The sequence below is a fragment of the Pantoea sp. X85 genome (assembly GCF_029623675.1).
GTDB lineage: Bacteria > Pseudomonadota > Gammaproteobacteria > Enterobacterales > Enterobacteriaceae > Pantoea > Pantoea leporis.
This window is the reverse complement of record NZ_CP121108.1, coordinates 2,501,767-2,514,921: the sequence shown is the minus strand read 5'-3', so window position 1 is coordinate 2,514,921 and position 13,155 is coordinate 2,501,767. Positions and strand designations below refer to the sequence as shown.

The following is a 13,155-nucleotide window of genomic DNA, read 5'->3' as shown; positions in this document are numbered from 1 at the left end:
GTCCAGCGCGGTAATGGTGTTATATCAGGCGGGAAGGTTGCTGCATCACAGTGAGTACACCGCCAAACGCGCTGCCTTATTTTGAGAAGAGGATTCTCACGTGAAGAAAACCCTGTTGTTTTTAATCGCTATTGTCCTGCTCACGGGATGTGACAAGGATGACGCGACTTACTACCCGCAAATGAAAAACTTTGCCTATCTGTATCAATTCGAAGCGCTGCCCGGCAACGTCAAAACGACCCATCAAACGCTGTTTACCGCCGACGGCCAGCAGATCTTCGAAGTGAATGTCGATTTCGACCGCAACGGCTGTCCGACGCACGTGAAATCGGTGCGCAAACAGGGCGAAGTGATTGATGTCACGCGCGATGGCGACCAATTAAAAGGCAGTGAAAACGGTCAGGACGTGGTGGTGACGCTGGATAAGAACTGCGCCATGGTGAAGAAAGTCACGCCGACCATGACCGTGGATATTGCCTATAACAAACAGGGTTTGGTAGAGCAGATCTCATCGCCCGCCTCCGATGCCGCGTTTCACCTCGCTTATAACAGCGCCGGTGAAATGGCGGTATTGAGTATTACCCAGGCCGGAACGGAAGTGTCGCGTGCTACCGCGGTGCGAGCAGAAGATAAGAAAAAGATCTCTGACGTGGTCACCACGGTGAAGCGAAATGACCAAATTAAAACCGTCAGCAATGTCTGCAAATACAAACACGACGTTCCCTATTATTGCGACATTATTAGCGTTGACGCGGCAGGCAACGTGATTGATAAGCAGTATGGCAATATTGAGGTAACGTATTACTGATTGGTGGGGTCGCCATGCATGGCGACCAACACTATTTAATCTCAGGCCACGCCACCGCCGGGAATCCATTCAGCAGCGGATAAGCAAACAGGAAACCCTGGAACTGGCTAATGCCTGCGGCTTCCAGCCACATCCACTCTTCAGCTTGCTCGACACCTTCGGCAATCACCGCAATCTCCAGCGATGCGCAGCACTTAATGATGGCGTGCATGATCGCCTGCTTCGGTCCGCTTTTATGCACATCGCGGATCAGCTCGCGATCGATTTTGATTTTGTCCGGCTGGAATTTTGATAACAGCGACAAGCCAGCAAAACCGGCACCAAAATCGTCCAGCGCAAGGCTGATACCCGCCGCTTTCAACTTTCTCACTTCGGCAGCAAATTCATCTGAGCGCGAAATGATCTCATTTTCGGTCACTTCGACAATCACCTGTTGCGGCACCAGCCCGCTGGCGTTGATCTCAGTAAGCAGGAATTCCACCGCGTTTGGCACCGTCACCAGTGACATCGGCAGCAGGTTGATCGACAGACGATGCTCGCCAATGCCCAGTTTGTTCGCCACGCGAAAGGCCAGACGTTTCGATTTGATATCCGCGTGATAAATCGCTTCGCCGCCAAACGCGGAGAAATACTCATCGGGTGAGCCACCGTTTGGCGTGCGGATCAGCGCTTCAAACGAAGTGACGCGGCGCGCGAAGGGATCGATGATGGGTTGAAAAGCAAAGCGGCAATCCTGCAGGCTCTGATCGATACCCTCCAGATCGTTCTGCCATTCAATATCCGGAACAAATTCCCAGGTATTGGCTGGCGGGATCTCGAAGTAGTTCTCTTTGTCGCGCGCCACCACGAAGGTACGCAAAAACTGCAGCGCGCGATCGTTGTAGGTGAGCTGATAACGCGAGGTGCCTTTATCCAGCACAGCTTGCAGCACATTGTCCTTGTCATGCTCGCGCAGATCGAACAGCTCCATGCCGACTTTGCCAAAACGGCGTTCAGGCGCGAAGTCGTGCATTAACTCCACCAGATTATGGTGGCGTGCGTCCTGACAAATACGCTTGTATATGCCCTGAACGGACTCACGCGGTCCTTCCAGCAGCTGGAAGAAGTGCAGGCCGTCGAACAGCAGGATGCCAGTAACGTCGAAGTTTTTATTTTTGCTATTGGCTTTAGCAACCATATCTTCGAGCGTTTTGATTGGCACGTGATCGTGCAGATGGCTGCGGTAAATAATTGTGGTGAGCATCGAGATTGTCCGGATAATTTATTATTTTGCGACTAGATTAGCAGCCTTACCGCGGGGTCTGTCCATAGCTTACCGCGATCAGGCTAAACTTTTTTTATTATAACAGCTTAAGCGAAGCGGCTAGCCGCTTCGGTAACGTCGCAACTCCATCAGCGTGCCGATAATTTCTAGCGCCGATTCCGCCGAATGCAGCTGCGGAAAGTCATCATTCAACGCGCGCAATGTGAAGATCTGCTCATCCTGCTGTTGCGTTTGCAGGCGATAAATGCGCACTCGTGCCACGCCATCCACCAGCGCCAGCACCACATCGCCCGGCTGCGGCTGAACGTCAGGATCAAAAATCACTTTGTCACCGGGCCGGTAATCGGGCTGCATCGCCTGATCGTCTATCGTGACCGCCAGCGCGCCATCGCCCAGCTGACTCTCGCTGTAGAGAAAGTGCGCAGCCTGCTGTTTGAGCAACAACCGTTCTTCGCTCAACCACGCTGACGCTTGCGCCAGGCTAATCAATGGCACCGCCGCAACCGGTGCGGCTTTGGCGTGGGTGGCAAACACTTCGCCATCCCCGTCGATAATCCATGCCGCGGTGCATTGCAGCCACTGCGCGAGCCGCAGCAAATTCTCGCCACGCGGTACGGTTTCCTCTTTTTCCCACTGCGATACAGCCACATGCGACACCCCAATACTTTTGGCCAGCGCCTGCTGCGTCAACTGTAGAGCTTTACGTCGTGCCCGGATGCGCTCACCGGAAGATTCTTTTTTCATCATCTTGACATCTCCTGAAGGAACGACTTAAGTATACTTAAATTCATAAGTTAAAGTAAACTTAAATTCAGGCGTTGACCGCGAAGCTGGCAAGGGTGGTCAGCGTGCTTATGGGGCACATCCCTTGCCAGGGGTGAGAGGTGAAGCATGGAAAGTAGTTTAGTCACCAGCGTAGGTGCGTTGCTTCTCGGCGGCGGCGCAGCAGCTGTGTTCTGGAAACCGTTAATGGCGGGTATCGCCGCTATCGTCACCAGCAATCGTGCCGGTGGGGAGATCATCACCAGTTACAAAGAACAGGTGATGCTGCTCAAAGAAGGTCACGCCTTGATGCGCCAGGAAAACGATGAATTGCGCATCCGACATGACAAAAACCTGCGGCGTATCTCTTCGCTGGAAACCGATCTGCGGCTGATAAAAAACGCCCTGAGCATTTTGCTGGCCACCACGGAAGCCGAGCACAGCGATAAGTTTCGCAGCCAGGTTAACCAACTGATTACCACTCTGGAGGAGAGTCGTGATGATGCAGATAAACAGTGAGTACGTAGTGAAAAACCATCGGCGCCAACTGTTCTTCGGCGGCTTTTTGCTGATGTTGTCGTTGATGTGCGTGGCGATGACGGTGCTATTCCTGTTCGTCAGTAACAGCGCCAATCAGCGTGTTGAAGAGATTCGACAGCAATATCGAACCATATCGGAACGACGTGAAGCGCGCGTGGCGGAGCTTACCAGCCAGCTGGTGGCGCTGCAGAACAAGCTCGATGGCACCGTGAAGCACCCGGTCAGCAATCCGGCTGACAAAGGGAAACCGGCAGAAGGAGATAAGTCGCCACCTCAACCCAAGCGTTAAGGAGGGCATCATGCGAATTACCCCGTGGATTGCAGCCCGTCTTGCCCGACTGCGATCTTTATTCAGTATGAAGGAGAGCATTATGAGCGATCAAACTGTCATCAATCCAACCAGCACCATCGCATCGTCACCAGCGGAAGATTTCGCCAACGAAGTCGCCACGCCCGTTGCTGCACCGACGACCGCCGTAGCACCTGAAGCGACGCCCGCCGTCGTCGCAGAAGCAGCACCTGAAGTTGCGCCCGCATCGGCTACAGCACCCGAGGCGATAACAGCTGCACCCGCGCAGGTGGCGGCGACTGCCGCTCCTGAGGCGGTAACGCCTGCGCCAGCCGAGGTTGCGCCGCCCAGCGAACCGGACATCGCTGCTCCCGCTGCAGCCGATGCGCCACCAGCCGCCGCAACGGCGCAGAGCCACGACGGGACTCAGGCGTTCTCAGAAGGCGTGAAGGATTTTGTCAGAGCGTTTAGCTTTGTCGAGCAGGGCGTAATCAAGCTGGGCGATGCCGCGAAGGATGAGCTGATTGATCTGGCGAGGAAGTATCTGTAATGCCTGACGACTCAGCATCGGGGGACCGGGATGTCCCCTGTTTACTAACAGGTTTTAGTCACTTCCGATTATTCCTAAGGCAGCTTCGATATTTTGCACTACCTTTAATCATTCAAGCGTTATTTAAATCGTCTTATTAAGCGAAAAGGAAGATAGCATGAGTGATACAGAAACTGTAAAAACCAAAACTGAATACTTGCGTGATGTCACCTCCCAGCTTAAAGAGATGCGCCACTACGCGCAGACCAACACTGAGACGCTATCTGCCCACTGGCTGGCGTTTGATGCGGGTGAGTATAAAGACACCGAATACGCGGGACGCTTCGACACCTTGCTGAACAAGCAGGGCAAGCTGCTGGATGACATTGATGAGGCGATTCAGGATCTCGAAATCGCCATCAACCATGCTGAGCAGGAAAGCTAAGCGCCTAGCGTACTGGTGGCCTAATCGGCCACCAGCCACATTTCTGCCTCATCGAACATCTCTTCAACAATCCGCGCAACTGTCGCTTTATCGTTCTTACTCATATCGGTATCTATCGCGTTACGCTCCATCGGTTTGACGCGCACCTCAATATCGGGAAAGACGCGCTGTACACGCTTTTCCAACTCCTGCAAAATCATCTCGCGTGCACCCGGTAATCCGGCCACGTTACGCTTATCGTAAATCAACTCCACAAACATCAGGGTCGTTCCATTCATTGGATCGGGTGCGATATAGTACTGTAAATAAAAACAGGGGTAAATATGCGCCAACTGGTTATCGATATCTTATTGAAAATGGCAAAAATGGATGTGGAAGCAAAAGAGCTGGTGGCGCAGGTAGAGGCGCAGTCGTTATTGATTGCCGCGCTGCTGATTCAGGCGAAAGAGAATAACTCGTTGACTATTTCCGATACGGTGCAGGAGGCGATTGTTACCGCTTCGCGCGCATCGCAGGAATTTTTACAGTCCGATGTTGATCTGCTGCTGACCCACGTCAATCGTCTGCTGGCGGTGGCAAGTTATATCGAAGTAAAAGGGATTGAGCGGGAAGGATAAGAAAAAATATTACCTCTGGAAGTGGAAATCCAGCAACACTTCCAGAGGCGGTGCAACAGCACCATTCGTTCAAGGACAATCTACGACTGACGTCGTGATGAGTAAGTTATACAAGTTTTCTCAACTTGTACAACTTTTTCCTGAACATTTTGTGTGGTTGGCGATGTATCTTTGATGCCGTTACAGTGCGTGGCCGATTACAACTCGTTTTTGATGCAGAACTCTTCCCACGTCATGCCTAAGGCTTCCGCGTGAGATTTCAGATACTTTTCAATGGCATCCGCGGCAACGGCTTTATCGGGTTCCGCGAGTTGAATGGAAAACAGCATGCCATCCAGCTTCTTCTGACGCAAAAAAGCGGCATAAATACGTTCTGCATGCCAGTCGCGTAACTGCGCTAATGACAGGTTCGCCTGGCGGGCATCGCTTTCGGTGAGTTCATCCAGTGCAGACTGGAAATCGGGGTGAGCGGCGAAAAACATCGTGCGCGCCTGAGCGTAATACTCTTCTGGGGTTTTCATTCGGTGTTCCTGCGTATCAACTTGCGCGCTAGTGTAACGCGCGCATGTGGCCTTGTCAGTTTCCGATCTTACAGAACATGGGCATCGTAGCGGCGCAATTTACTGCGCGATAAAGCGCGCCGCTACGGTATGTGCAACTTGTGATCACAGCCTATCAATGCATCTGCTGATAAATCCGCGTCACATCTTGTTGGTTCTTTGCCAGCGTTTCATCCAGCGTCAGTTTACCGCTCAGCATATCCGCCAGATTCTGCCCGACGGCGTTACCCATCTGATCAAACCCGGGAATACTCACGTACTGCACGCCCTGATAAGGCACCGGATTGAGCGTCGGCTGCTCGACGGTGGCCGAATCAATCGCCGCACGCACCTGCGCGGCATACGGCGCCAGGCGCTGATAGCTCGCCTGCTGATACGTCGAATTGCGGCTGCCCGGCGGTACCGCCCCCCAGCCGACGGTATCGGCCACTTGCTGGATATACTGTTTTGACGTCGCCCAGCTAATAAAGGCAATCGCCGCCTCGCGATTCGGCGTATTCGCCGGTACCGCCAGCGCCCACGACCATAACCAATTGGAGCCGTTACGCGTTATGCCGCCCGGTGCAGGCGCAAAGGCCAGCTTATCGGCGACTAATGAGATCTGCGGATTCACTAGCAAACCGGCTGCCACCGTACTGTCGATCCACATCGCGCATTTACCTTGCGCGGTCAGGCGCAGAATCTGGCCGAAACTGTTTTTCACCGTATCCGGCGGTCCATCCTGCTTCACTACCTGCAAATAATCACCCAGCGCTTCGCGCCACTCCGGCGAGTTGAGCGTCGGCTGCCAGGTTTCATCGAACCACTGCGCGCCATAGGCATTCGCCATGGTGGTCATGAACGCCACGTTATCGCCCCAGCCTGGCTGGCCACGCAGGCACAGACCGTAAATGCCTTTCTGCGGGTCGGTGAGTTTGGCGGCGAAGTTTTTGATATCGGTCCAGTCGGGATTATCGGGCATGGTTAACCCTTTTTGCGCAAACAGATCTTTGCGGTAGTAGGTCATGCTACTTTCACCGTAGAACGGCAGGGCGTAAAGCGTTTGCTGAAACGACAGCGCTTTGCGCACTGGCGCGATGAGATCCTGGCTGTCGTAATCGGCGGGCAGCTTATTGAGCGGCGCCAGCCAGCCTTTTTCACCCCACAGCGGCGCTTCATAGGTGCCGACGGTGATGACATCGAACTGCGCCTGGCCGCTATTCATCGCCGACAGCACCGCCTGACGCAGCGCGCCATCGTCCATCACATGCCATTGCAGTTTGACGTCAGGATGCTCCTGTTCGTAGCGCGTGGCGAGCTGCTGCATGATGGTCATATCGCCGTTAGCGATGGTGGCAATATTCAGCGTGGTCGCGGCGTGGCTCAGCAGCGGCGTGGCTAGCAACATAGCGAGAAGTTTACGCATCATCTCGCTCCTTAGCGCTGTTGCAGGCGGAAGAAGGCCATCTTCTCCACCAGCAATCCGGCATGTTCGCTAACGGTCTGGCTGGCGGCGCTGGCTTCCTGCACCAGCGAGGCGTTCTGCTGCGTCGCGCCATCCATCTGAATCACTGCGGTGTTGACCTGCTCAATGCCGCTGGATTGCTGGCGGCTGGCCACGGCAATTTCACCGACAATGTCCACCACGCGCGCCACGCCCTGATTGATGTCATTGAGCATTGCGCCGGAACGCTGCACCAGCGCACTGCCGGCTTCCACTTTACCCACGCTGGCATCGATTAACGCTTTGATCTCGTGGGCGGCCCCGGCGGACCGCTGCGCCAGCTGACGCACTTCGGACGCCACCACGGCAAAGCCGCGTCCCTGTTCACCGGCGCGTGCCGCTTCAACCGCTGCGTTGAGCGCCAGCAGGTTGGTCTGGAAGGCGATCTCATCGATCACCCGGTTGATATCCGCGATGCGCTTGCTGGAAGATTCGATCTCCTCCATCGCGCTGACCGCATCACGCAGCACGCTGCTGCCACGTTCGGCCTGATGACGCACGTCGGTGGCCAGTTCGTTGGCCTGTGCAGCGTTATCGGCGTTGTGTTTCACCGTGGCGGTCATCTGCTCCATGCTGGCGGCGGTCTGTTCCAGCGAGCTGGCCTGCGAATGGGTGCGTTCAGAGAGATCGTCATTGCCATCGGCCATCTGACGCGCCGCATCACTCAGCGCAGTGGCGCTTTCGCCCACGTCGCGCACGATCTCCGCCAGACGTACATCCATGCGCAGCAGCGACTGCATCAGTTCGCCCATCTCATCGCGTGAAACGCTGCCAATATCGTGGTTCAGTTCACCGGCCGCAATCGATTCGGCCAGCTCGCGCGCCTGAGCAATCGAGCGGTTGATCGAGCGGATCAGCAGCCAGCCGAACACCAGCGCCACGCTCAGCCCGACCAGCAAAATGATAATCAGGCTGTTACGCGCCAGCTGGTAATCGCTATTGCTCTGCTGATAGGTGAGTTCCGCATGCTGGCGCATTAACGCATCAAGCTGATCGATGTCCTGTTGCAGCAGCTGACTGCCGCTGCGTAGGCGGGTTTCAATCACCACCAGCGCGCCGGACGGGTTGCCGCCCTTTAGCAGTTCACCGGCATCTTTCAGCGCGGTTTGCCAGCCATCGAGATGGCTGATGAATTTCTGGCTAAGCGGTTTGGTTTGCGCATCAAACGACAGCTGCTGCCAGGTTTGGCGGTCTTTGGCTATCTGCTCGCCGTACTGCGCGATGCGCGCCAGACGTTTTTCCACTTCGCTGCTGTCGGTCCAGTAGCGCAGGGCATCGAACAGGGTCGCGGATTGTTCCTGCACCATGCGGTACAGGCGGGATGAATATTGCAGCGGTAACAGCTCATTCTGATAGGCGTTTTGCGCCCGTTGGTCGGCGGCGCGCAGGCCGATGATTCCCCAGATGGCGGCAACAATCAGTAAAATGCACAGCAGGCCAACAATCGATGTCAGACGCGCGCGAAGGGTCAATCGCATAACGGGATTCTCCGTAACGAAGGTGAGTGTGTAATCGGTCATTATTGTTTTTACAGGCACTTTTAACTCCAGAAGAGTTATCGGCGCAGAAGTGAGCAGCTTGAGGAAAATCATGTGGCGCGCAGCAGATACCTTGCGCAACCTGCGGGAAAAATTATAACGTAGCCGCCATTGATGCGAGTGTAGGGACCGAGAATGAAAAAGTGGATGATAGTGGCCGCGCTGGCGCTGAGTGGCTGTGCGCAGATCAGCAATTATGACCAGGCGGTGAAAACCCCGGCACCGCTGGAGCTGCAGGGCAACTGGCAAACCGTGGGGCCGCAAAGCAAGCTGATCAGTAAGCAAGCGATGGGCAGCCTGATTATTGGTGCCGAAGGCGACACGCTGGATTGCCGTCAGTGGCAGCGCGTGATTGCCAAACCGGGCAAATTAACGCGTCTGGGCGATGACTGGGTTAATGTGACGCGTCAGGTGCGCGTGATGCCGCTGGTGCTGGAGAACGGTGAGCTGCGTTACGATGGATTGAGACTGCGTAAAGTGGATCGCCCAACCGTTGAGTGCCAGCAGGCGCTGGAAGAAGTGGCGAAGCGTCCGAATGAGGCGGTGATTCAGAATATCGAGCCAGAGATTATGCGCCCGGTTTCAACGGCGACGCAGAAGTAGCTTTCCCTCACCCTAACCCTCTCCCAGTGGGAGAGGGAACCGATCGAGCCCATCTGGCATATTGCAGCATCTCCCTCTCCCTGTGGGAGTGTACAGTCCGGGGACATGGTAGACAGGTGTTCGGGGACATGGTGAACACTTTTTAACATCCTTTACCCATGGTGATCGACTTTTTCTTCAGGTCGATCACCCCCACTTTTGTGCTGTACCACCATACCTCGTAGCACCCGTCTTCCTGCATCTCCTTCAGGCCAACGTGCTCTCCCCTGAACGCCTTGCCTGCCTTCAGACTCAGGCCTTTTATAGTCAGCTTCCCACTGATATCTACCTTCCTGACCATCACGCCCTCGTCGTATTCCGCTGACGTTACGCTGGCGCTGTACTGCCGAGCCGATGGCTGATAGCGCGACGCCGGCACCGCCATATCCAGCGCCTCATGCGGGCGTTCAAGGTTATAAACCGTCCGCCAGTGGTCGAAGGCGCGCTGCAGCTCACCGTCGTCCGCGAACCACTTCCCCTGCAGCACTTCAGCCTTCAGGCTGCGGTGAAAGCGCTCCAGCTTGCCCTGCGTCTGCGGATGATAAGGCCGGGAGTGCCCCACCCGGATACCCTGGCGCATAAGCCACAGCTCGACGGCCGTCCAGGTCCCGGTAGTGTCGCCCCACGGTGAACCGTTATCCATCGTCATCCGGTCCGGCAGGCCGTAACGTTCAAAGACTCTGACCAGCTGCTTCTGCACCGTCTCACGCCGCTCATCAGCGCAGTGTACGAGGCAAAGCGAGAAGCGGGAGTGATCGTCAAGGAGGGTAAGCGGGTGGCAGCGGCCGCCGCCAAAGGGAAAATGCCCCTTGAAATCCATCTGCCAGAGCTGGTTCGGGGCCGCATGTTCAAACCGGCCCGTGGCCGGGACACCCGGAGGTGAGCCCGGCAGCAGGTCGTGGCGGGCCATCAGGCTGTGGACGGTGCTGAAGGCGGGCATGCGGTGTCCGCGGTCTTCGAGCCAGCGCTTTATCTTGCGCGCGCCCCAGTGCTGATGAAGTTCATGCGCCATACGAAGCAGGTCAGTGATGTCGTCAGACGAGCGGTTGGGAGAGTGATGGGGTATGCAGGGGCGGTCCTCAAGACCGGATTCTCCCTCTTCAGCCCAGCGGCGAAGCCACTTGTAGGCAGTGGCGGAAGAAATGCCGTAGTGACGGCAGAGTGCGCGGATGTTCGCCCCGTCTTGCGAGGCGAACAGAACAAACTCTTTACGTAATGACATGGTATCTCTCGCATCCCAGGACATAAGCGACTCCATAAACGGGTTCTTATGCCTTAGTTGTAAGTGTCTACCATGTCCCCGAACAAGTGTTCACCATGTCCCCGGACTGTACAGGGAGAGGGCCGGGGTGAGGGCATCAGCGCGCAGAGTCCTAAATTTAACCCTGCGGCAAATACACACTACCTTGCTTGCCATACGCGCTCATCACCGATTTCTGCATCGATGACTGGCCCACCAGCTGCGTCAATTCGTCCATACGCAACTGCAACAGACGTTTCACTTCGCTCTCATTATCGAGAATATGGCGTAACACCGGACGCAGCTGCTCTTGCAGCTGGCGCGACGGTGCGGCGGCTGCGGTTGTTTGCGCCAGTCTTTGCACCGCACTGACATAGTCCACTTCCTTGGTGATCAAATCATCCCATTCGCCGTCTGCTGCCAAACGCAGCATTCCGTGGCTGAGGTCGAGTAACTGTTGGTAAACGGTAATCAGTGGCGGTGCAATATTCATTAAACGGCGTCCTGAAGGTGTTGAGGTTGTACGACTTCTTTCCAGGCATCAGCGATATTGCGCAGAAGACCTTCAACTTCTTCGAGGGCTTCGACATCATTACGCAGATTAGCCTGAACCAGACGGCGAACCATGTAGGAGTAGAGTCCTAACAGGTTGTCGGTCAGGTCATCGCCTGATTGCTCATCGAGGCCCTGCTTGAGTCCGCCCTCGATAATATTAATGGCCTTGGAAATCGAGTTACCTTTTCCCTGGATATTGTTGTCCTGCATAAACAGGCGGGCGCGGACCAGTGCGCTGATCGCACCGTCAAACAGCAGCGTAACCAGCTGTTGTTGATTGGCGCTCATCACTGAGCTCTCCACCCCGATTTTGGCGTAGGCTTGTGTGCCACTAGCGCTGTACATGGTCACTCCTAATTATTTTGAACTGCTTGACGTCATATTCTCGAACTGCTGCGTCAGATAATCGCTGGTGCTGTTCAGCGAGTTCATGGTGACGTCGAGTTGCGTAAACTGCGCTTTGTAACGCGCAATCAGGTTATTGATGCGCGTATTAGTGCTGTTGTACTGCTCTGTCAGGGTATTCAGCGTTTTACTAACACCATCTTTCGCCGACTGAATGCTGCCGGTTGATGACAGCCAGCTGGTCAGGTTTGTCGCCAGCTTAGTAGTAATGCCGGTGGTTTTACCGTCACCCACAATCATCTCTTTAATGCCCGTAGGATCTTTGGTGAGTTCCGTTTTTAACTTATCGGCATCCAACGTTAATTCGCCGGTGGTGGGATCCGACGTCACGCCAATCTGTGCCAGCGTTTTATACGCTGATGAACTCGTATTGTTGGTCAGCAGACTTTTAATCTGAGTCTGAATGCTGCGCAGAGTGCTATCACCGAGTAGAGCACCATTGCTGGAATCTTGCGTATCTGAACCGGTATCCACCGCAGTGTATTTGGTCAGCGCGTTGAACTGATCAAGCAGGTTGTTATAGGCATCAACAAAGTTGGAAATCGCTGTCGAGGCCTTAGAGCTATCCTGCGTGATGGTCAGCGATTGATTACCACTGGTGACATCACTCAGATTCAACGTGATTCCTTCCAGCGCATCACTGATGGTGTTGGTGCTGCTGGTGATGGCCACGTTATTCACGGTTAATTCAGCATCTTGAGCTTTAACGCTGAGGTCGAGTGGGTTGTCGGCATCACTTTTCGTGGCATCAAAACCGACAATGCCCTGCAAAGTGTCATCGCCGGTCACGGTGACCGAGGAGACCGCATTCGCTTCACCGGTTTTCGACGCGGTGAGTGAAAGGCGGTATTCACCGTCAGCGACTTTAATAATGCTGGCGCTTACGCCCGCACCGGCGCCGTTAATCGCATCACGCATACCGGTCAGCGAAGTTTGATCGCTGGTCAGCGTAATGTCTTTGCTGGTGCCGTCCGCCAATTTGATCGACAAGGTGCGGCTGGCATCAGAACTACCCAGTGCGGTGGTATTACTGGTTTGAATACCGGAAGTCAGCGTTTGTGCCTGCGCCAGCTGCGTAACGCTAATGTTGTACTTACCCGCGATGGCGCCGGTAGAAGTCGTCGCGCTAAAAGCGGTAGAGCTGGTGCTTGTTGCTGTAGTGGCGCTAAACAGATCTGCACTATTCAACGCGGTGTTAGCGGTTTGAAAGGCGGTTAGTGCGCTGGATAACGTACCGTAAGCGCTCAGTTTGGCTGTGTACGCGCTCTGCTGAGTGGTGATGGGTTTGAGTGACGCTTTTTCTGCCGTGGTTAAATTATCCAGAATGGTGCTTAAGTCGAGGCCTGAACCGACACCGAGGGTAGAGATACTAGCCATGTTGTTTCCTTTTCATGTCGACACGGAAAGTGATACCGCGGTTATCGGCTTTATAGGGTCAAAGTTTAGAATTATTTAATCGCGGCTAATAAAGCGAATAA

17 protein-coding genes are annotated in these 13,155 nt (G+C 54.8%); 7 read left to right on the top strand and 10 right to left on the bottom strand.

All coding sequences use genetic code 11. From position 1 onward, the window contains the following. Positions 1–100 precede the first annotated feature (100 nt). On the top strand, positions 101–808 hold the full coding sequence (locus P6287_RS11710) for a YnfC family lipoprotein (protein WP_277973751.1): 708 nt from the start codon (positions 101–103) through the stop codon (positions 806–808). 31 nt (positions 809–839) lie between these two features. Here the strand turns inward: P6287_RS11710 and P6287_RS11705 are convergent, their stop codons facing one another. Continuing rightward, positions 840–2,051, bottom strand: a complete 1,212-nt coding sequence (locus P6287_RS11705) for a diguanylate phosphodiesterase (RefSeq protein ID WP_137386039.1) — start codon at positions 2,049–2,051, stop codon at positions 840–842. 120 nt (positions 2,052–2,171) lie between these two features. Beyond that, positions 2,172–2,819, bottom strand: a complete 648-nt coding sequence (locus P6287_RS11700) for a S24 family peptidase (RefSeq protein WP_110866416.1) — start codon at positions 2,817–2,819, stop codon at positions 2,172–2,174. 144 nt (positions 2,820–2,963) lie between these two features. Between P6287_RS11700 and P6287_RS11695 the strand changes: the two genes are divergently transcribed. From P6287_RS11695 to P6287_RS11680, 4 genes are all read left to right on the top strand, one after another. After that, complete coding sequence (locus tag P6287_RS11695) at positions 2,964–3,353, top strand: hypothetical protein (RefSeq protein ID WP_007891426.1); 390 nt, start codon at positions 2,964–2,966, stop codon at positions 3,351–3,353. Continuing rightward, positions 3,334–3,663: a hypothetical protein gene (locus tag P6287_RS11690; RefSeq protein WP_192233531.1), complete on the top strand. Its 330-nt coding sequence runs from the start codon at positions 3,334–3,336 to the stop codon at positions 3,661–3,663. Before P6287_RS11695 ends, P6287_RS11690 begins: the two co-directional genes overlap by 20 nt. Before the next feature lie 82 nt (positions 3,664–3,745). Further along, positions 3,746–4,213: a hypothetical protein gene (locus P6287_RS11685; protein WP_277973750.1), complete on the top strand. Its 468-nt coding sequence runs from the start codon at positions 3,746–3,748 to the stop codon at positions 4,211–4,213. A gap of 157 nt (positions 4,214–4,370) precedes the next feature. Then, the gene (locus P6287_RS11680) at positions 4,371–4,637 is read left to right on the top strand and encodes a hypothetical protein (RefSeq protein ID WP_101764034.1); all 267 of its coding nucleotides are present in this window, start codon (positions 4,371–4,373) and stop codon (positions 4,635–4,637) included. A 20-nt stretch (positions 4,638–4,657) separates the two neighbouring features. Here the strand turns inward: P6287_RS11680 and P6287_RS11675 are convergent, their stop codons facing one another. Further along, positions 4,658–4,897 (bottom strand): DinI-like family protein, encoded by a 240-nt coding sequence (locus tag P6287_RS11675; RefSeq protein ID WP_101764035.1) that lies wholly within the window; start codon positions 4,895–4,897, stop codon positions 4,658–4,660. 63 nt (positions 4,898–4,960) lie between these two features. On the opposite strand from P6287_RS11675, the gene iraP reads away from it, so the two are divergent. Continuing rightward, positions 4,961–5,254, top strand: a complete 294-nt coding sequence (gene iraP / locus P6287_RS11670; protein WP_061717593.1) for an anti-adapter protein IraP — start codon at positions 4,961–4,963, stop codon at positions 5,252–5,254. Positions 5,255–5,451: 197 nt separating this feature from the next. Here iraP and P6287_RS11665 read toward each other — a convergent pair whose 3' ends face one another. The 3 genes from P6287_RS11665 to P6287_RS11655 form a co-directional block, all read right to left on the bottom strand. Next, complete coding sequence (locus P6287_RS11665) at positions 5,452–5,775, bottom strand: DUF6388 family protein (protein WP_101764036.1); 324 nt, start codon at positions 5,773–5,775, stop codon at positions 5,452–5,454. A gap of 154 nt (positions 5,776–5,929) precedes the next feature. Then, positions 5,930–7,222, bottom strand: coding sequence for a sugar ABC transporter substrate-binding protein (locus P6287_RS11660; protein WP_277973749.1), 1,293 nt, complete (start codon positions 7,220–7,222; stop codon positions 5,930–5,932). An 8-nt stretch (positions 7,223–7,230) separates the two neighbouring features. Beyond that, on the bottom strand, positions 7,231–8,775 hold the full coding sequence (locus tag P6287_RS11655) for a methyl-accepting chemotaxis protein (RefSeq protein ID WP_277973748.1): 1,545 nt from the start codon (positions 8,773–8,775) through the stop codon (positions 7,231–7,233). A 195-nt stretch (positions 8,776–8,970) separates the two neighbouring features. Between P6287_RS11655 and yedD the strand changes: the two genes are divergently transcribed. Beyond that, on the top strand, positions 8,971–9,438 hold the full coding sequence (gene yedD, locus P6287_RS11650; protein ID WP_137386035.1) for a lipoprotein YedD: 468 nt from the start codon (positions 8,971–8,973) through the stop codon (positions 9,436–9,438). A gap of 142 nt (positions 9,439–9,580) precedes the next feature. Here the strand turns inward: yedD and P6287_RS11645 are convergent, their stop codons facing one another. From P6287_RS11645 to fliD, 4 genes are all read right to left on the bottom strand, one after another. Next, a complete protein-coding gene (locus P6287_RS11645) occupies positions 9,581–10,735 on the bottom strand; it encodes an IS481 family transposase (RefSeq protein ID WP_277973747.1) in 1,155 nt (384 codons plus the stop codon). Positions 10,736–10,856: 121 nt separating this feature from the next. Continuing rightward, on the bottom strand, positions 10,857–11,210 hold the full coding sequence (gene fliT, locus P6287_RS11640) for a flagella biosynthesis regulatory protein FliT (RefSeq protein ID WP_110866410.1): 354 nt from the start codon (positions 11,208–11,210) through the stop codon (positions 10,857–10,859). Further along, positions 11,210–11,617, bottom strand: a complete 408-nt coding sequence (gene fliS, locus P6287_RS11635; protein WP_277973746.1) for a flagellar export chaperone FliS — start codon at positions 11,615–11,617, stop codon at positions 11,210–11,212. The genes fliT and fliS overlap by 1 nt, the downstream gene beginning before the upstream one ends. 12 nt (positions 11,618–11,629) lie before the next feature. Continuing rightward, positions 11,630–13,054 carry a flagellar filament capping protein FliD gene (gene fliD, locus P6287_RS11630; protein WP_277973745.1) on the bottom strand — a complete coding sequence of 475 codons (1,425 nt, stop codon included), beginning with the start codon at positions 13,052–13,054 and terminating at the stop codon, positions 11,630–11,632. Positions 13,055–13,155: the final 101 nt, after the last annotated feature.